We start from the raw sequence: 17,759 nt of genomic DNA, 5'->3' as shown, positions 1-17,759 counted from the left end.
CACGAAAGCCCCACCTATGCGCGAACAGACGGTCGGGGCCGCGTGACCTCAGTTACTCTATTCACCGCCACCAAGCTGGTGGACATAGGCCGTCACCGCTTTGACCTCGGCCTCGGTCAGGCGCTCACCCCATGGGGGCATCACGCCAAAGCGCGCGTAGCGTACCGTTTCTTCGAGCGCTTCCGCGTCGCCGCCATAGAGCCAGATGGCATCAGTCAAGTTGGGCGCACCAAGGTCGTAATTGCCCATCCCATTGTCGCCGTGGCAGGCAGCACAATTGTCGAGGAACAGACCTTCACCCATTGCAGCCAGTTCGGCGTCATGCTCTTGCCCGGAGATCTGCAAGACATACTGCACCGAGGCATCTACCTCTTCATTGGTGAAGATCTCGTCATAGGCGGTCATCTCGGAATAGCGCGCATCCCAATCCTCTTCGTTCCGAATGCCGTGGCGGATCGTATATTCGATATTCTCGAAATCACCGCCCCACAGCCAGTCATCATCCAGAAGGTTAGGGTAGCCCACGGCACCGGCAGCACCCGATCCGTGACATTGCGAACAATTGTTGCGGAACACCGCGGCGCCCTTGGACGATGCGAAACGCTGCAGGTCCGGCATCTCGGACAGAGTGTTGAGATCAGCGCTTGCCAATTGCGCGTTGATCTCGGCATTGGCCTCTTCAAAGCGCGCGATGTCGGCGGCGACTTCACCCCGTGTCGAATAGCCCAGCATGCCGGACGTGGCAGAGTTGATCAACGGCCATGCGGGAAAGGCAATCGTGTAGCCGATGCCCCAGATGATGGTCAGGTAAAAGCACCAGAGCCACCAGCGCGGGAGCGGATTGTTGAGTTCCTTGATCCCGTCCCAGGCATGACCTGTCGTGTCGATGCCTGTGATGTCGTCGATTTCTTTGTCTTCATGGCTGCTCATGATTGCAGCTCCTCGATTTCGGATGAACCGGGGTGGTCCTCGTTACGGAAAGGGATGATGGCGGTCTCTTGATGCACGGCGCGGCTACCGGGGCGGATTGCCCAGAGGATCGCCCCAATAAAGAGCGTGAACATCGCCAGAAGCATCCAGTTGTCAGCCATCTGCGAGAGGAGAGATGCGTTTTCCATGGGTCTTCCCCTCCTTAGCGGCTTGCATCTGGCGTAAAGGTCGAGAAATCGACCGTCGTGCCCAGCATCTGCATATAGGCGATCAAGGCATCCATTTCGGACACACCAGGTTCACCATCAAAGTTACGGATTTGCGCACCGGGATAACGCTCCAGCAGATCGTCATAGGCGTCCGTATCCGGATCGGCCTGCGCCAGAACGTCGGCCGCCGCGACCTCGATCATTTCCTCGGTGTACGGCACGCCGACGAAACGATGCGTGCGCACAAGATCGGCGGTGTATTCGGCGTTCACCGGGTTATCGAGCAGGTAGGCATAGCCCGGCATGATCGATTCCGGCACAACCGATTGCGGTTTGATCAGGTGATCCACATGCCAGTCATCCGAATATTTGCCGCCGACCCGCGCGAGGTCTGGCCCCGTGCGCTTCGACCCCCATTGGAACGGATGGTCATACATCGACTCGGCTGCGAGCGAATAATGCCCATACCGCTCAACCTCATCCCGCATCGGGCGGATCATCTGGCTGTGGCAGACATAGCAGCCTTCGCGGATATAGACCTCGCGTCCCGCCAGTTCGAGCGGGGAATAGGGTCGCACCCCTTCGACCTCTTCAATCGTGTTTTCGAGCCAGAAAAGGGGTGCGATTTCCACGATCCCGCCCACCGTCACCACCAGTAGGGACGAGACCAGTAGCAATGTCGGGCTGCGTTCCAGGATCGCGTGTTTACCAAGGATACCTTTGGCAGGGCCGCTGTTTGGTGTTGTGTCAGACATGTCTCAGCCCTCCTTTACTCTGCAGGTACGCCAACCGGTGCGGCCACGCGCTGGCCTCCCCGGATGGTCATGTACATGTTCCAGGCCATGATCAGCGCACCGGTGAGGTAGAGCACCCCGCCGAGGCCGCGCACGACATACATCGGGAACTTGGCGCTCACGGTGTCGGCAAAGCTGTTCACCAGGAACCCGTTCGCATCGACTTCACGCCACATCAGTCCTTCCATGATGCCCGTTACCCACATCGAGGCCGCGTAGAGGATGATGCCAATCGTGGCGAGCCAGAAGTGCCAGTTGATCGCGGACAGCGAATACATCTGCGCCCGGCCCCACAGCTTGGGTGTCAGGAAGTAGAGGGCGGCAAACGTGATCATGCCGTTCCAGCCCAGCGCACCGGAATGCACGTGCCCGATGGTCCAGTCTGTGTAATGTGACAGGCTGTTGACCGCGCGGATCGACATCATTGGTCCTTCGAAGGTGGACATGCCGTAGAAAGCCAGACTGATCACCATCATCCGGATGATCGGGTCGGTGCGCAGCTTGTCCCATGCCCCTTGCAGGGTCATCAGGCCGTTGATCATACCGCCCCAGCTGGGCATCCACAGGATGATCGAAAAGACCATGCCCAGCGTGGACGCCCAGTCGGGGAGAGCGGTGTAATGCAGGTGGTGTGGACCCGCCCAGATATAAAGAAAGATCAGCGCCCAGAAGTGGATGATCGACAGCTTGTAGCTGAAAACAGGGCGTCCGGCCTGCTTGGGCACGAAATAGTACATCATGCCCAGGAACCCGGCGGTCAGGAAGAAGCCCACCGCGTTGTGCCCGTACCACCACTGCACCATCGCGTCCTGCACGCCGCTGAAGACCTGCACCGATTTGCTGCCCCAGATCGAGACGGGAATGCTGATATTGTTGACGATATGTAGCATCGCCACGGTGATGATGAAGCTCAGAAGGAACCAGTTGGCCACGTAGATGTGCTTTTCCGTGCGCTTGAAGATCGTGCCCAGATAGACGGCGAGGAAGGCGACCCAAACGATGGTCAGCCACAGGTCCACATACCATTCAGGCTCGGCATATTCCTTGGATTGCGTGGCCCCAAGCAGATACCCGGTAGCAGCAAGCACGATGAACAGGTTGTAGCCCCAGAAGACAAACCAGGCGAGGTTACCGCCCCAAAGCCGCGCGCCACAGGTACGCTGCACGATATAGAATGACGACATGATCAGGGCGTTACCCCCGAATGCAAAAATGACCGCTGATGTGTGCAGCGGACGCAGACGACCAAAGTTGCCATAAGGCTGAAGAACTTCGAAATTCAGCTGCGGGAACGCAAGTTGGAAAGCGATCACAACGCCAACCAGAAAGCCAACAACGCCCCAGAACCCTGTGGCGATGACACCGGCGCGGATGACGTCATCCATGTATCCGTCCGGCGTGGCTTTGACGGGTTCGTCAATCTGGCGCAAGACCCGGATGAACATGAAACCTGAAACGCCGAGAATGATGATCGCGTGCACGACATACGCCGTATCGCGCCCCCAATTCGCGCCGATCGCTGCAAACAGGGCGACACAGCCCAGCGCGATCAACTTGATATAGTTCCCCATAAGAGTTCCCCTTCCTTCGCCGTCCCGAAAAAAGGGGCGACAGACCTTTGGTGATTTTGCTTATGGAATGTCGACCGGGCTCTCGCCTTGATGTGGATCAAGACTTCATTTGACATGGATCAAGACACGCGCCCCATGACCGCGCCATAGTGATCCCAAGGAGCGGTTTTGCGCGAACAATCGCCCCCAACGTGAGAACCGATATGGGGAAAGCTGGGCCAATGTCTTACAAGATCATTGCGACGATACTGACGGATAAGGATCAGTCCACCGAAGGCCTCGATGCCGCAATTTCGCTCGCCGATCGAATGGGCGCGCATCTTGACATCTATGTGGTGACCATCAGCCACACGGAAACCAACAATTACTATCTTGGTGCCGAGGCGCTGATGGTTGCCGAACAAACGCGTGATGCAATTGACGAGCGGCAAAAATTGGAAGCCTGGCTGGAAGACCGCATGCATGGCGAGTTGATCCGCTGGTCAATGGAAGCAGCGACCGTGCAGGGCCCGGCATTGACCGGGTATCTGGCGCGCAAGCTGCGTTTTTCCGATCTGGTCGTTCTGCCGCGCCCCTATCAGAACAACCCGGAGGCTGCGAACCTCGTTGAAGCATGCCTCTTTGCGGCAGAGCGCCCTGTCTTGATGATCCCGCAGGGGTGCAAGGCGCCCGAGGCGGGCGGGCATGTCCTGATGGGCTGGAACGACGGGGCCGAGGCACTGGCTGCGGCCAGAGCTGCATTGCCCCTACTGCAACAGGCGGACAAGGCCGACATCTGCATCATCGATCCGCCCCAACATGCCGCTGACCGGTCTGATCCTGGCGGAGCCATGGCCCAGTATCTAATGCGCCACGGCACCAAATCAGAGGTAGCCGTTTTGGCGAAAACAGAACCACATGTGGGCGATATTCTGCTGCGGCGGGCCAAAGAGGTCGGCGCGCAGATGATCGTTAGCGGCGCTTACGGGCACTCGCGCTTGCGCGAGGCGGTTTTTGGCGGAGCAACACGCAGTCTGCTGGAACTGGCGGACCGGCCGATCCTGATGTCGCGCTAAGGCGCGGCAACGGGACAACGCAATTTGCCAGCGTGTATTGGCAACGCGTCGATAGGGCGACGCGCCCGGACGTGCGGCAGTTTCCCAAAAGAAGGAGGAGGAAGATGTTCAAGACAATCGTGGTTGCGGTGGACGGGTCCGAGTGTTCAAAGAAGGCCGTTACAACCGCCTGTGACATCGCTTCGGCAAGCAATGCAAAGATGATCATCGTGCATGCCCCGCAGGCCGAGACGACAGCTTTCATCGTCGGCGGGCCAGTGGGTTATCACGAATTGCTCACCGCCCCATCCCACGCCGAGTTGGAGGAAACTGGCAACAAAATCGTCGCCGAAGCGGCGGAACTGGCCAAGGAAAAAGGCTGCACAGTCGAGACGGACATGCATATCGGCGATCCGGTGCGACAGGTGCTCAAGGTCGCAAAAGACAAGGACGCAGATTTGATTGTCATGGGCCGGCGCGGTCTCGGATCGGTTGCAAGCCTGTTTCTGGGCAGCACATCACAAAAGATCCAGCACCACGCGACCTGTGCCTGTCTGACGGTGGTCTGAGCGCCTGCGCTATCGGGCGATGATCTCGACTCGACGGTTAAGCGCACGACCGGCAGCTGTCGTGTTGGTCGCGACCGGGGCCAGGAAACCGGCCCCGGCATGGCTCATGCGATCAGTTGAGATGCCGTAATCCGACACCAATGCATCCCTCACAGCCTCTGCCCGGCGGTTGGAGAGGCCCAGATTGTATTCCATCGATCCCTGATTATCGGTATGGCCAACAATCACGACAGCAAGATCGGGATTGGCCGACAGAAACGTGGCCATCTCTGCCAGTGTGTCGGCACTGTCAGGGCGGATCGTCGCCTCATCCGTGTCAAACTGGATACCGTAAAGCGCGACACGCCCTGTCTCCAGCACATCCGCCTCCATCGCGGCGGCATCGACCATCTTGAACGCGATCTCATCCGTCTCAACCACGGTCACCTGAACGCGGACACGATCATCATTGTCGACGCTGAAAAGGATCGCGGCATAAACCTCACCGGTCTCGCCCGTCTGTTTCACACCCAGATAGCGGTAGTTGAACGGATCGACGATCATCCGTGGCAGCGGAAATTGCTCGATCTCGTAAGCCAGCGCCGTGCCCCCACATGTGCCGTCTGCACACTGAAAAACGGTTTCGAACCCAGCCTCGCCCAGCGCCATTTCATAGTTTCGCTCAACCTCGACCAATGAGGCGGCTGAAGGCAGAATATAGGCTATGCTGGTCTTCGCCCCTTCTATAGACTGAAAACTATCGTCACCCGCGCTGCGAAGTTCTGCCACGGGAAAGAGATATTCGTCGAAATCTCGCCGGTCATATGCCGTGATCGCCGCACCTTCAAAGCGGCCAATCAACGGGTGATCACTGCTGCCTTCGACATCCTGTGCCGAGAGAGTTCCAGCACTCATCACAGCCATGCCAGCTGCCAACAAAACCTTTTTCATCATCATCTCTTCCAAACCTGTCGCTTCAGCTTTCCACCAAGCTAACACAGATTCGGGTCATGACATTATGTCAGAAATGCAAAGACAGCCGCGCGCCCGTGGCACTTATGTCAAAGTCATCGCCCGTACCCGCAAAATCGTCGTAGCGGTAATGGGTGTATTGCCCACCAAGGCTGAGGTTGTCGGTCAGGCGATAGTCAATGCCCACGCGTGCAAAGGTGCCGTTATCTGTCTCATCGACATCACCTGCCAATCGTGCCTGCGAGACGCCGACAGCGACATATGGCAAGAAACTACCAAGATCGTAACCTGCACGAACGTGCCCAGCGGCAATGATTGAAAGCGGGAAGTCATCGCTCCAGCTTTCGATGGCGGTCAGGTTCACCTCAACTTCAGCACCAATAACAAGCTGCCCGAGGTCCTGCAGATATCCGCCATGAATACCCATTGCGATCCCGTCGCCAATGTGCTCAAGACTGCGTGCGTCGACCTTAGGCAAGCTCGCTTGACCGCCCAGATACAGACCTGTCCAATCAACATCATCAGTGGTCGCTGACGGGGTTTCGATTGCGGGTTCAATAATGGTGGATAACCCACCTGCCATAGTGTGGCTTCCAAGTGATAGCATTGCCATAGCAAGCAATGGTCTGGCAAAACTCTTGGCTCTCGTCAGCACGCGTAATCTCCATCTTAAAAATGCTTTTGGGATGGGTCGTGCTGTTTCACCAAAACGGCAACCGCACCAGTGCGGGCGCGGCAAATACCACGCATGCACACGCAAAAACCACGCGTGCTGACACGGTAGGATGCCTCTTTTTCAGCGCGTCTGGTGGTTAGGCGTCTTCGCCCGTTTCGGCCTTCAGGGCGTGAAGATCGGGAACACTGATATCGCGACGATCGCTGAAGGCGATCAGGCCGTCCTTTTTCAGTGCAGACATCTGACGGCTAACCGTTTCAATCGTCAGTCCCAGATAATTGGCCATCGTCTCGCGCGTGATCGGCAGGGTGAATGACGTTTGCGCCGTCTCGCCGGGCTTGAGCGACGCCATCCGCGTCGCAATCATGTGCAGTAAAGATGCGATTTTTTCACGCGCTGTCTTACGCCCCAACACCAGCATCCACTCGCGTGCCGCATCCAACTCATCCAGCGTCATCTCGAGCAGGCGCTGACCCACATGGGGTGTCTCGTCAATCAGCGTCTCAAAAGGACGGCGGCGAAAGCAGCACAGCATCACATCCGTCTCACCAACGACATCACAATCAATAGTGTTGCGGTGCGGTCGGCCCAGAAAGTCCCCCGGCAGCAGAAGTCCGACCATCTGCACGCGACCGTCTGGCATCGTGCGCGTCAGACTGGCCACGCCAGACACGATTGACCCCACGAATTCCAGCGGGTCACCGGCAAAGAAAATCGGCTGCCCTGCAGAATACGAACGGTAGTATTTGATCTCTTCCAGCCGCACCAACTCGTCGGAGTCGCAGCGGGAACAGACAGCGTTATACCGAATTGGGCAATCGGAACAGGACGACATTTTTGGGACGGTCAACGTCATCTGATGGGGTCCCCGGCAATGTTGGCTACGCTCACTATCGCTGAAAAATGCGGCACGTTCCACCCGAAATCCGGTCGCCGGGAGGGCGGCAAATTGGCACTCCATTATTTTCTTGATCGTGGGCAGGGGTCGCATGCATAGTCAAATCAATTGTCTGACAATTGATGCCGACTATTTTCGGCATAAGGCCCCATAGGCCCAATAAGCCGACAAACCGGCATTTTCATCAAATCTGGGAGGAGATTGACATGAACCTAAGACCTGATCCGACGTTCTATCCAACGGCCAAAATCGCGATGGAGGCACCGGCAGAGACGCTGGCTTTCACCCTTATGCTCAGTCCCGATGGCAGTCAGCCTGACGGCCTTGCGGTTGTCGACGTCGATCCCACATCTGACACCTACGGGCAGATCGTGCATAGCCTGTTCATGCCGAACAAGGGTGATGAGTTTCATCATTTCGGTTGGAACGCCTGCTCATCGGCCCTGTCACCATTGACCGGCCATGCATTTCTGGAGCGCCGCTATCTGATCATCCCTGGTATCCGGTCCAGCCGGATTTACGTCATCGACGTGAAAGAACCATTGAAGGCCAAGATCCACAAGATTATCGAACCGGAGGAGCTGTTTGAGAAGACGGGCTATTCCCGCCCACACACCATCCATTGCGGGCCAGAGGGCATCTATGTCTCAACCCTTGGAGGTGGCGGCGAGGACGGAACGGATGGCCCACCCGGCATTTTCATCATGGATTGCGAGACATTCGAGATACTCGGCCGGTACGAGATGGACCGGGGGATTCAGGACAAGCATTACGATTTCTGGTGGAACCTGCCGCGCGATTACATGGTCAGCAGCGAATGGGGCCTCCCGCCGCAATTTGAGAACGGGATCGTTCCAGAGGACCTGCTCAGCAACAAATACGGCCACCACATCCATTTCTGGGATCTGCGCGCGCGCAAGGTCACAAAGTCGATTGATCTGGGTGAAAACCACCAGATGGCGCTGGAGATTCGTCCGGCCCACGATCCGGTCAAGGAGTATGGGTTCTGTGGTGTTGTGGTGGACACGACGAACCTGCAAGGCGCGATCTTTACCTGGTGGCGGGATGAAAATGGCGAGTGGCAGGCCAAGAAGACGATCACCATCGATCCGGTCCCAGCGGATGCGGATGATCTGCCGGAACTGCTGAAGGGCTTTGGTGCCTGCCCGCCGCTGGTCACGGATATCGACCTGAGCCTTGATGACCGGTTCCTCTACGTCGCTTGCTGGGGGCTGGGTGAGATGCATCAATATGATGTCTCGGACCCGATGAACCCGAAACTCGCCGGCAAGGTCGAGATTGGCGGGATCGTCAAGAAGACCCCGCATCCCAATGGCAAAACCTTTGGCTACGGCCCGCAAATGGTTGAGATCAGCCGCGATGGAAGGCGGGTCTACTGGACCAATTCGCTTTATTCCACATGGGATGATCAGTTCTACCCCGGCGAGCGTGGTGCCGCGATGGTGTGCGCCGATGTGGGCGAAAACGGCGGGCTGACCTTGAACAAGGACTTCTGGGTCGAGTTCCCCGAAGGCTATCGGAGCCACCAGATCCGTCTGGAAGGCGGCGATTGCTCGACGGACAGCTTCTGCTACCCGAACGTCTGATGCAGGTGAAACGATGCCCCGGGCATGATCCGGGGCCTCTTCCCCTATGCGCGTCGAAGGGCAGTGTCGCGCAAATCAAAGGCCATCTCTCATGGCTGAACTGATCACTCCTGCCGCCCTGTGGTGGGCGGTGATCGTCTCTGGCCTCTATCACGGGCTGAACCCCGGCATGGGGTGGCCGCTAGCGGTTTCCGCGGCACTAATGGAACGGAAAACCTCTGCCTTGCCCGGCGCGCTTGTGGCGCTGGCGGTTGGCCATTTCATTGCCATGTGCGCGATCCTGCTGCCGTTTTCGCTGATGGTGACGCTGGTCTATTACGAGGGCCAGATCCGCATGGGCGCGGGGCTCTTGGTGATCGGGCTGGGTATTTACCTGCTGATCAACCGCAGGCATCCCAGGTTCCTGGCACGGGTGCCGCCGTCTAGGCTGGCGCTTTGGTCCTTTCTTGCGGCCATGGCACATGGCGCGGGCCTGATGCTGGTGCCGATCTTTCTGGGGCTCTGTGCACCCGGCACGTTGGATGCGGGACATCAGGCCGCTGAGGACCTGATGACAAACAATGTCGGAATGGCCTTCATCGTCGCGGCCATCCACACGGCGGCCATGACATTTGCGGGCGGTTTGCTGGCTGCTGTAATGTATTTCTGGCTGGGCCTGAAATTTCTGTCACGCACGTGGTTCAATCTAGACATCGTCTGGGCCCTCAGCCTGATCGCCGTCGGCGGCTTCGGGATCATGACCGCGTCGCACACGACCACAGTTTAGAGTGGTACCTCCACAGCACGAGGGTCGCGCAAATCACTTTCGGTCCATCTGTTCAGCAAGTTGAGCGCCTTCAACGCTCTGGATAGGTCGGCCTTGCGGAACATGTCCGTCATTCGTGGCCTCTCTGAAAATGGCTGAAGCCAGCCGAAAAGAGACTTTGGATGAACCTCTCGACCACCATATGCTGCGAGGGCCAGCGTCTGCATCAAAGGTGAAGATTGCCGATATGACCTACAACAGCGACCCAGTGCGCCTGGCATGACGGTCGAAGGACGAGGCTGCCTGTCTCAGGTGTCGCCCTCACCAACCCAGTCTTGAACGAAGGCTTGGCCCCTCCCAGTTGGTCGTCCAACGGATGGCGATCGTTTCGCGGCTCGGGATGTCGTCGAAAAAATCTGCATTGGCCATGCTGTCGTAGGTGATCGTCAGGTTACTGCCGTTGTCAAACGTATAGCCAATACCAAGTCCCGCTCGAAATTGCAGAACGCCATCAAGATCAGCGCCGTCACCTTGCCTGTAAAAACCAGGCATCAGCGAGGTTTCGATGAACAATGGGGTGTCGTAAACGTATTGGCTGCTCCATTTCCCGCCGATCCCGAACCATGCAGCCCCATCAGTTGTGAGCGAAAGACCATAAGTGGGGCGAAAGGGCCCGCGTCGACGATGGCTGTCATAGCCAAGGTAGAACTCATTCGCGTCCTCAAATTCATCAGATTGCAGTTGTCCGAACTGATAAAATAGCTGTGGGTCTTGCCTTTCGGTCGTCAGGCACCCGTTGGGGCAATCATTCAACGTCATATCTGCCACACTTGTCATCCACCAGATTAGTCCAAGTGTACTACTGTCCATCATGTCATCCTATTTTGTGTGGCCGGGTTGAGACTTCCGAAAGATATAATAGGGCGAGATAAAACTGGGGTCAGGACCCTAGGGCGCATATCTGTCTGCAACAGCGCAGCTAAACGAAATGCCCTGCGTAATCTCCCCAAGAAATCGCTTTTGACCTATCAGCTTACATCTTGTGTGACCGCAACATAAAGGCAGGCTACAGGGCGTCAGTAGCCGCCACAACGGGCATTTTCGTGATGGTTTGGTACAGCGCCGCTAGTCTGACAACGCCTGCGCGGCCGAGGCGGATTGAAATTGACCATACACGATAGCTCTCTATCAACCCGCTAGTTGACGGTCGGCAATTCGGGCCACTGGCGCAACATCGGATCAGCCTTATCGCCGGAAAAACTGGAGCGTCCAAGCGCTGCAGACTGATCCGAGTTTGCAATTCTGTCGTGTTCGCTTTGGGCAGCGTCGCTGCCGTTCGGGCACCACGCAGCACCGACCACTTCGGGCTCATTACTGACATTACCCCAAAAACAAGTCTCACCATCTCCGGGTCCGCAGTTGCCATACCGTCAGGCCTAACCGGAACAATAAGACCTAACGCCCGACGATCTCTGTCAGCTCTGCCGCTGCGCGCTGCAGTTCCGGCAGATGATCAACCAGTTCACCGACATCACGTCGCTGCTCCGGGGCGTGGATCGACAATGTCGATAGAAGCCGCCCGCGGTCATCCAGAATGGGTACGGCGATGGCCGTCATGCCGGCCATGAATTCCTGATCGTCGGTTGCATAGCCGCGGTCGCGAATCTTCGACAACTCGTCGTAAAGATCGTCGGTCGCCGTAATCGTATGGACCGTCTGGCGTTCCAGCACATAGTTGCGCAGGAACCGATCCAGATAATCCGTCCGCAAAGTGGACAGATACATCTTCCCGCTTGCCGTGCAATGAAATGGCACCTGCGTACCGACAGGCAGCTGGATCCGCAGCGGCCAATGGGTTTCCACCCGGTCGAGGTAGAACATCCCATCCCTTTCCGGGATTGCGATGTTGCAGGTCTCGCCCACAGACATTGCCAGCGCCTTGAGCACCGCCAACCGAACCGTGCGCACCCGCTCGGACGACAACGTGTTGGTGGCCAATATCCGCATCCGGCGCCCTGGACTGTAGGATCGTCCGTCAATGTCGCGCTGCAGGAAACCCTCAGCCTCTGCCGTGGCAAAAAGCCGGTGGATCGTGGGTTTCGGCAAGCCGAGATTTTCATTCACCACAGATGGTGTCACGGGGACACCGGCCTTCGCCACCTCCTCCAGCAGAATCAAAAGCCGGAGGTTAGTGGGGATTTGCGCCGTGCTTCCCGCGACATCATTCTCTGCCATGGCCATCTTTTACCTGTTCGGCAGAAGCGCCAATGCTGTTGCAGGCACCATCGCCACAATAAACCATACCGTGATCAACGCGATCAGATAGGGCACAATGTAGCGAAGCAACCGGAAATACGGAACGCCTGTCACCCCGGACGCCACATAAAGGTTCAGACCATAAGGTGGCGTGATGAACCCGATGGATGCGCCCACAAGGAAGATCACGGCAAAGTGGATCGGATCAACACCTGCGGAAACCGCAATTGGGGCCAAAATCGGGGCCAAAATGATCGTCACCGGCAGGCTTTCAAGGATCATGCCAGAGAAGAAGACGATTACCATTGCCGTAAACAACACGGCATAATACCCCCCCATTGATGTCACGAAATCCCCGATCACGGCCTGCGCACCCAAGAGCGACAGGATCTGCTGCATCACCACGGAAATGGCAATCAGCGGCGCGAGGATGCCCGAAATCTGGGCTGACCTGACAACGATTGACGGAATCTCCCAGACCTTGAAACCCTCAACAACGAACATCTCGGACCAACCTTTTTGCTCAACCGGTTTATCCTTGTCGCTGCCCATGATCTTGTTCAGCGGATAGCTGACAAGCCCTGCGATGATGCAGAAACCGACGGTCACGCCCGCGGCCTCGGTTGGTGAAAACTTGCCCGTGTAGATGCCCCAGAGAACCAGACCGATCGCAAAAAAGCCAAGCCAGGCCCCAAATGCAGTCTTCAGGACTCGGTTCAGTTGCAGTGGGATCAGATAACCCCAGCCATTGATGCGGCAGATGATCCAGCAGGCAAATTGCATGCCAAAGACCATCAACGCGCCCGGCAGAATGCCCGAAATGAACAGATCCGAGATCGGCAGGTTCATCAGGAAACCGTAGACGATGAAGATGATGGACGGAGGAATGATGATCCCGACAGTACCACCTGCCGCTGCCGTGGCGGCAGAGAAGCGTTCGTCATAACCGCCTTTTGTCATCTCCGGATGTAGCATTGACCCGATTGTGGCTGTCGTGGCCGAGTTCGACCCGGAAATCGCGGCGAACAGGCCGCAGGCCCCGATCGATGCCATCGCCAGACCACCGCGCAGCCAGCCCAGACAGGAATAGGCAAAGTCCGATAACCGCCGCGCGATACCCGACCGGTTGATAAGGTCACCGGTCAGAATGAAAAGCGGCATCGCCAGCAAAGCAAAGCCCTTGTTAAAGACGTTGAGCAGCTCTGACCCCATATTGTCGAGTGTCAGGCCCAGCACAAACGAACAGCCGATGACCCAATAAGCGATGACCAGGAGCACCGGCACGCCCATCATGAAAAAGAACGTGACGCCAAGTGAAATCAGCGTGACCCAGGTTCCGGTATCCATCACACATCCCCCCCGATCACGGCCTGTTCAATTAACGGCTCATCATTGCGCCAGCGGCGGAAATCATCTGACAGATTCTCAAAGACGCGACCTGCGAGAAGGACAAAGGCCACGGGAATCGTTGCGATAAACCACCATTGCATGGTGTCGTCCGTTCCCAGAACAATCTGGAAGTTCGCCGCCGAATTGGCGGTAAGACGCAATGTCGTTGTCACCACAATAACAGCCAGACCCAGCCACAGGATCGCATCAAGCACCAGACACATCATCTGGCCCACGCGCGGCATTCTGCTGCGGAATTCGCTGAAACTCAGATGCGTGCGCAGCCGCACGTTATAGGCCGCACCAAACCACGCCATGATCATGAACAAAAACGGGGGTATCGTCGTCGACCAGGGCTGTTGATCATTGAAAATGAAGCGGTCGATCACGCCCATGAAGATGATGTAGGCAATCGCCAGATAACTCCACACCATAATGGTCTTTTCAAGATGGCGGTCGATAAACGGCACCGTCTTGTAAACGAACATGACGATCAGGCCGCCAACAATGGTAAGAAATCCACCAAACAACCAGGCGCCATCACTGCGCAAGGCGGTGCGGATCATAAAGGCGTCCTGATCCGCCAAGGCACTGAAGATGCCGAAAAATTCGCTGAGCATGGATATGGCCTCCCCCGTCCATATCGGGCCGGGTCAACCGGCGTAGTGACAAAAAGCCAGCCCAGAGTTTCCGGGCTGGCTTGTCCCAGACTAGAACAGGATCAGGCTTTCCACCAACGGCGTGGTTCAACATTTTCCGCAAGTGTGTGCGGATTGGTCCGAACCTCGTCATAGATTTCCTGATATGTGTCGATGCCACCGGCCCAGCCGTTGATCCGCTCACGCCACTGCTCCCACAGCGCAGGCTGGAATTCGGGCGAGCACATTTCCTCGGCCTTCTTGATTTCGGCATCTGACAGATTGGCGATGCGCACGTTGTTTTGTGCAAAGATCGTGTCTGGCAGTTGTGGCGTTGAGAAGCCGACGGTGTTCACGAGTGCGGCCTCGTTTGCGGCCTGTACGTGAACCTGCGCCAGATAAGCCGATTCCATGATCGCGTCCTGCAAATAGCCTTCCATGCTGTCAAAGACAGATGCCGACATCGCGGTATGCTCTGTCCCGCAGAAGAAACGCAGGTCGACACATTGCGACACAACCGGCGACATGTTGGCGTAGGCCACGGCTGACGCCCATGTTTCCGCGCCGTCGATCAGACCCTGCTTGAGACCGTCAAGCGTTTCCTCCCACGCAATCGGCACAGGGTTGAGGTTGAGCGCCTGCATGGCAATGCGGCCCAGCTGCGTGCCCGTCACGCGGTTCTTCGTTCCGGCCAACTGCTCAATACTCGTAACAGTTTCACGATCCTGCCAGGACAGACCCAGCTGGATGCCACGCAATTCCGCATGGCTGAACAGGAACTTCAGCCCGTGCATCTTTTCGAACGGATCGCGCAGCACTTCCTGGCTTTTTGGACTGTAAAGGAAGTAATACTGGTCAGCCCGGCTGCGGAACATATACGCGTAGTCGAGCACGTTCAGATAGGGCGCGCCACCAGCCGAGTTCTGCGTGGAGGCTGCATACATGTCCACGATTCCCTGCTGGGTCTTTTCAACGCAGGACAACTGGTTGCAGATCTGGTTGTCACCAATGAATTCCACCCGGATCTCCCCATCCGTGCGGCTTTCAAGGTCACGCAAAAACTCCAGCACGCCAGCCCGTTCGACCAGCAGGTTACGCTGGTTGAAACCGGCCGCACCCATCTTGAGCGTGTATTTCGGCTCGTTCGCGAAACGCTTCTCGTAAGACGATTCTGCCGCTGCTGCGAGGTTGGCTACGCTCATCGCGCCACCAAAGGTTCCTGCAGCAAGCAAGGTCGAGCTCATCCCGTACTGACCAGCGACCTTGAACAGGTCCCTGCGCGAAATATGGCTCAGCTTATCTCCAATTTTCATGTGTTCCTCCCATATTGAAAATTATTGAGACTTTTCGTTTCAAAAAAGCCTAGTATAGTCTTTCCATTCTGCATAGTATTTTTTCACTTTGATGGAGAAACGTGCAGTGGAAGCTGATTTTATCGTTGTTGGTGCGGGGTCTGCGGGATGCGTTGTGGCCAACAGGCTCAGTGCGAATCCGGCCCACAAGGTCATTTTACTTGAGGCTGGCGGCAAGGATACGAATCCGTGGATTCACATTCCGGTCGGGTATTTCAAGACGATCCATAACCCAAAAGTCGATTGGTGCTACAAGACAGAGCCCGATCCGGGCCTCAACGGACGGTCTATCGAATGGCCTCGTGGCAAGGTACTCGGCGGGTCATCATCGCTGAACGGTCTGCTTTATGTGCGTGGCCAGTCTCAGGACTATGATCGCTGGCGGCAGATGGGAAATACCGGCTGGGGCTGGGATGATGTGCTGCCGCTTTTCAAGCGGGCTGAGAACAACGAACGCGGGGCCGACGAGTATCATGGCAATGCAGGGCCGCTTTCCGTATCCAACATGCGCATCCAGCGCCCCATCACGGATGCATGGGTCGCCGCAGCGCAAGCCGCTGGCTACAAATTCAATCCCGACTACAATGGTGCCGATCAGGAAGGCGTGGGTTTTTTCCAGCTCACGGCAAGGAACGGGCGGCGCTGCAGCGCTGCCGTCGCGTATCTCAACCCGGTGAAATCGCGCGAGAACCTGCAGATCATCACCCATGCGCTGGTCGAAAAAGTGGCGATCACAGACAAGAAGGCGACGGCTGTCACCTATACCGACCGCCAAGGTCGCCAGCAGACGATCACGGCGCGCAAGGAAATTATCCTGTCGGGCGGTGCGATCAATTCGCCCCAGATCCTGATGCTGTCCGGTCTTGGCGAGGCGGCACATCTGGCCGAACATGGAATTGACGTTGTCAATGAACTCACAGGCGTCGGCAAGAACCTGCAGGACCATCTGCAAGCGCGACTGGTCTACAAATGCAACGAACCAACCCTGAACGATGAGGTCTCATCGCTTTACGGGCAGGCACGCATCGGGTTGAAATACCTGATGTTCCGCGCAGGGCCGATGACCATGGCGGCAAGCCTTGCCACCGGCTTCATGAAAACCCGACCCGATGTCGCAACCCCGGATATCCAGTTTCATGTCCAACCGCTTTCAGCCGAGAACCCGGGCAAGGGTGCCGACAAGTTTTCGGCCTTCACGATGTCGGTTTGCCAGTTGCGGCCCGAAAGCAAGGGCGAGATTCGGCTACAAAATAACGCGCCAAGGACCTATCCGAAGATTGTCCCCAATTATCTATCCACTGAGACCGACTGCCAGACCATTGTCGCCGGTGTGAATGTCGCACGCAAAATCGCAAGACATGCACCGCTCAGCTCAAAGATATCCGAGGAATTCCGTCCACACCCGTCCCTGGATATGGAGGATTACGAAGGCACGCTGGATTGGGCGCGCAACAACACCGCATCCATCTATCATCCCACCGGCACCTGTAAAATGGGCCAGGGCAAGGACGCAGTCGTCGATGAACGGCTACGGGTTCACGGGATCACCGGTTTGCGGGTGGCGGATTGCTCCATCATGCCAGAGATCGTGTCGGGCAATACAAACGCCCCGGCCATCATGATCGGTGAAAAAGCGTCTGATATGATCCTCGAAGACCTTTAGGTGCAACGCTCAGGTTTGGGCGCGATACGCCTCTTCAATGTCTTCGGCATAGTCGCGCACGCGCGCTTTGAACCGCTTGGTCAGCTTCGTCTTTGCCAGCTTCATCGATTGTAGAAGTAGCCGCGCCGTCAAGGTATGCGCGCGCAGATCGATCCCGATGGCAAGACGCGTCCGGCTAGGTGAGAGCGATACCAATGTCACATCTGAAACGGCCGTCAGTCCATTCATCTCCGTTTCAAAGATGTAAGCCTCCGGCGGAGTGAACTGCGTCAATTTCACCTGCATCTGCCGGTTGCGCCCGCGAAATTCGAACACGGCATCCCAAGCCATCCCGACTTGCGCTGGCCCATCACCGTTGCGGCTGATCTCGGCACCATATTGGCGTCCCCGCTTTTCCAAGGCATCGAAATCACTTGCACGATCGAAGACAAAGGCAATGGGGGCTTCGATGTCTTCGCGCGTACTGAATTTCATACG

At 57.0% G+C, this 17,759-nt stretch carries 18 protein-coding genes; 5 read left to right on the top strand and 13 right to left on the bottom strand.

From position 1 onward, the window contains the following. Positions 1-57: 57 nt before the first annotated feature. Genes ccoP through ccoN form a run of 4 tightly spaced genes read right to left on the bottom strand, consistent with a single transcriptional unit; the run spans position 58 to position 3,504 of the window. A complete protein-coding gene (gene ccoP, locus SLH49_RS04365) occupies positions 58-930 on the bottom strand; it encodes a cytochrome-c oxidase, cbb3-type subunit III (protein WP_320267935.1) in 873 nt (290 codons plus the stop codon). Then, positions 927-1,118 (bottom strand): cbb3-type cytochrome c oxidase subunit 3, encoded by a 192-nt coding sequence (locus tag SLH49_RS04360; protein ID WP_320267934.1) that lies wholly within the window; start codon positions 1,116-1,118, stop codon positions 927-929. Before SLH49_RS04360 ends, ccoP begins: the two co-directional genes overlap by 4 nt. 14 nt (positions 1,119-1,132) lie before the next feature. Further along, the gene (gene ccoO, locus SLH49_RS04355; RefSeq protein WP_320238109.1) at positions 1,133-1,894 is read right to left on the bottom strand and encodes a cytochrome-c oxidase, cbb3-type subunit II; all 762 of its coding nucleotides are present in this window, start codon (positions 1,892-1,894) and stop codon (positions 1,133-1,135) included. A 14-nt stretch (positions 1,895-1,908) separates the two neighbouring features. Then, a complete protein-coding gene (ccoN, locus tag SLH49_RS04350; protein WP_320267933.1) occupies positions 1,909-3,504 on the bottom strand; it encodes a cytochrome-c oxidase, cbb3-type subunit I in 1,596 nt (531 codons plus the stop codon). 221 nt (positions 3,505-3,725) lie between these two features. On the opposite strand from ccoN, the gene SLH49_RS04345 reads away from it, so the two are divergent. Together SLH49_RS04345 and SLH49_RS04340 are read left to right on the top strand one after the other, a co-directional pair. Continuing rightward, positions 3,726-4,559, top strand: coding sequence for a universal stress protein (locus SLH49_RS04345; RefSeq protein WP_320267932.1), 834 nt, complete (start codon positions 3,726-3,728; stop codon positions 4,557-4,559). A 104-nt stretch (positions 4,560-4,663) separates the two neighbouring features. Further along, on the top strand, positions 4,664-5,107 hold the full coding sequence (locus SLH49_RS04340) for a universal stress protein (protein WP_320267931.1): 444 nt from the start codon (positions 4,664-4,666) through the stop codon (positions 5,105-5,107). Between the two features lie 9 nt (positions 5,108-5,116). Here SLH49_RS04340 and SLH49_RS04335 read toward each other — a convergent pair whose 3' ends face one another. The 3 genes from SLH49_RS04335 to fnrL all read right to left on the bottom strand — a co-directional run bounded on the left by SLH49_RS04335 (position 5,117) and on the right by fnrL (position 7,590). Further along, on the bottom strand, positions 5,117-6,043 hold the full coding sequence (locus SLH49_RS04335) for an OmpA family protein (RefSeq protein WP_320267930.1): 927 nt from the start codon (positions 6,041-6,043) through the stop codon (positions 5,117-5,119). 64 nt (positions 6,044-6,107) lie between these two features. Continuing rightward, entirely contained in the window at positions 6,108-6,641 is a 534-nt protein-coding gene (locus SLH49_RS04330) for an outer membrane protein (RefSeq protein WP_320267929.1), read from the bottom strand. Positions 6,642-6,870: 229 nt separating this feature from the next. Beyond that, positions 6,871-7,590, bottom strand: coding sequence for a transcriptional regulator FnrL (fnrL, locus tag SLH49_RS04325; protein WP_320267928.1), 720 nt, complete (start codon positions 7,588-7,590; stop codon positions 6,871-6,873). Positions 7,591-7,838: 248 nt separating this feature from the next. On the opposite strand from fnrL, the gene SLH49_RS04320 reads away from it, so the two are divergent. Beyond that, positions 7,839-9,239, top strand: coding sequence for a selenium-binding protein SBP56-related protein (locus SLH49_RS04320; protein ID WP_320267927.1), 1,401 nt, complete (start codon positions 7,839-7,841; stop codon positions 9,237-9,239). A 91-nt stretch (positions 9,240-9,330) separates the two neighbouring features. Continuing rightward, a complete protein-coding gene (locus SLH49_RS04315) occupies positions 9,331-10,005 on the top strand; it encodes a hypothetical protein (RefSeq protein WP_320267926.1) in 675 nt (224 codons plus the stop codon). A gap of 300 nt (positions 10,006-10,305) precedes the next feature. Here the strand turns inward: SLH49_RS04315 and SLH49_RS04310 are convergent, their stop codons facing one another. The 5 genes from SLH49_RS04310 to SLH49_RS04290 all read right to left on the bottom strand — a co-directional run bounded on the left by SLH49_RS04310 (position 10,306) and on the right by SLH49_RS04290 (position 15,580). Beyond that, entirely contained in the window at positions 10,306-10,857 is a 552-nt protein-coding gene (locus tag SLH49_RS04310) for an acyloxyacyl hydrolase (RefSeq protein WP_320267925.1), read from the bottom strand. 582 nt (positions 10,858-11,439) lie between these two features. Then, positions 11,440-12,219, bottom strand: coding sequence for an IclR family transcriptional regulator (locus tag SLH49_RS04305; RefSeq protein ID WP_320267924.1), 780 nt, complete (start codon positions 12,217-12,219; stop codon positions 11,440-11,442). Positions 12,220-12,228: 9 nt separating this feature from the next. Continuing rightward, the gene (locus SLH49_RS04300; protein ID WP_320267923.1) at positions 12,229-13,587 is read right to left on the bottom strand and encodes a TRAP transporter large permease; all 1,359 of its coding nucleotides are present in this window, start codon (positions 13,585-13,587) and stop codon (positions 12,229-12,231) included. Next, complete coding sequence (locus tag SLH49_RS04295; protein WP_320267922.1) at positions 13,587-14,249, bottom strand: TRAP transporter small permease; 663 nt, start codon at positions 14,247-14,249, stop codon at positions 13,587-13,589. Before SLH49_RS04295 ends, SLH49_RS04300 begins: the two co-directional genes overlap by 1 nt. Positions 14,250-14,350: 101 nt before the next feature. Then, positions 14,351-15,580, bottom strand: a complete 1,230-nt coding sequence (locus tag SLH49_RS04290) for a TRAP transporter substrate-binding protein (RefSeq protein ID WP_320267921.1) — start codon at positions 15,578-15,580, stop codon at positions 14,351-14,353. 91 nt (positions 15,581-15,671) lie between these two features. Here SLH49_RS04290 and SLH49_RS04285 point away from each other — a divergent pair, with 91 nt between their 5' ends. Then, positions 15,672-17,282 carry a choline dehydrogenase gene (locus SLH49_RS04285; protein ID WP_320267920.1) on the top strand — a complete coding sequence of 537 codons (1,611 nt, stop codon included), beginning with the start codon at positions 15,672-15,674 and terminating at the stop codon, positions 17,280-17,282. Between the two features lie 9 nt (positions 17,283-17,291). Here SLH49_RS04285 and SLH49_RS04280 read toward each other — a convergent pair whose 3' ends face one another. Beyond that, positions 17,292-17,756 (bottom strand): SRPBCC family protein, encoded by a 465-nt coding sequence (locus SLH49_RS04280; RefSeq protein WP_320267919.1) that lies wholly within the window; start codon positions 17,754-17,756, stop codon positions 17,292-17,294. Between the last annotated feature and the right edge of the window lie 3 nt (positions 17,757-17,759).

Source organism: Cognatiyoonia sp. IB215446 (assembly GCF_033963825.1).
Taxonomy (GTDB): Bacteria; Pseudomonadota; Alphaproteobacteria; order Rhodobacterales; family Rhodobacteraceae; genus Yoonia.
This window is presented reverse-complemented; position numbering and strand designations above follow the sequence as displayed.

Bases quoted from the DNA above. Each gene is read 5' to 3' on its own strand.
- SLH49_RS04330 (WP_320267929.1), bottom strand. From the start codon at position 6,641: ATGGCAGGTGGGTTATCCACCATTATTGAACCCGCAATCGAAACCCCG.
- ccoP (WP_320267935.1), bottom strand. From the start codon at position 930: ATGAGCAGCCATGAAGACAAAGAAATCGACGACATCACAGGCATCGAC.
- SLH49_RS04290 (WP_320267921.1), bottom strand. From the start codon at position 15,580: ATGAAAATTGGAGATAAGCTGAGCCATATTTCGCGCAGGGACCTGTTC.
- SLH49_RS04285 (WP_320267920.1), top strand. From the start codon at position 15,672: ATGGAGAAACGTGCAGTGGAAGCTGATTTTATCGTTGTTGGTGCGGGG.
- SLH49_RS04295 (WP_320267922.1), bottom strand. From the start codon at position 14,249: ATGCTCAGCGAATTTTTCGGCATCTTCAGTGCCTTGGCGGATCAGGAC.
- SLH49_RS04315 (WP_320267926.1), top strand. From the start codon at position 9,331: ATGGCTGAACTGATCACTCCTGCCGCCCTGTGGTGGGCGGTGATCGTC.
- SLH49_RS04335 (WP_320267930.1), bottom strand. From the start codon at position 6,043: ATGATGATGAAAAAGGTTTTGTTGGCAGCTGGCATGGCTGTGATGAGT.
- SLH49_RS04360 (WP_320267934.1), bottom strand. From the start codon at position 1,118: ATGGAAAACGCATCTCTCCTCTCGCAGATGGCTGACAACTGGATGCTT.
- SLH49_RS04280 (WP_320267919.1), bottom strand. From the start codon at position 17,756: ATGAAATTCAGTACGCGCGAAGACATCGAAGCCCCCATTGCCTTTGTC.
- SLH49_RS04320 (WP_320267927.1), top strand. From the start codon at position 7,839: ATGAACCTAAGACCTGATCCGACGTTCTATCCAACGGCCAAAATCGCG.
- SLH49_RS04305 (WP_320267924.1), bottom strand. From the start codon at position 12,219: ATGGCAGAGAATGATGTCGCGGGAAGCACGGCGCAAATCCCCACTAAC.
- SLH49_RS04345 (WP_320267932.1), top strand. From the start codon at position 3,726: ATGTCTTACAAGATCATTGCGACGATACTGACGGATAAGGATCAGTCC.
- SLH49_RS04300 (WP_320267923.1), bottom strand. From the start codon at position 13,587: ATGGATACCGGAACCTGGGTCACGCTGATTTCACTTGGCGTCACGTTC.
- SLH49_RS04340 (WP_320267931.1), top strand. From the start codon at position 4,664: ATGTTCAAGACAATCGTGGTTGCGGTGGACGGGTCCGAGTGTTCAAAG.
- ccoN (WP_320267933.1), bottom strand. From the start codon at position 3,504: ATGGGGAACTATATCAAGTTGATCGCGCTGGGCTGTGTCGCCCTGTTT.
- SLH49_RS04310 (WP_320267925.1), bottom strand. From the start codon at position 10,857: ATGATGGACAGTAGTACACTTGGACTAATCTGGTGGATGACAAGTGTG.
- ccoO (WP_320238109.1), bottom strand. From the start codon at position 1,894: ATGTCTGACACAACACCAAACAGCGGCCCTGCCAAAGGTATCCTTGGT.
- fnrL (WP_320267928.1), bottom strand. From the start codon at position 7,590: ATGACGTTGACCGTCCCAAAAATGTCGTCCTGTTCCGATTGCCCAATT.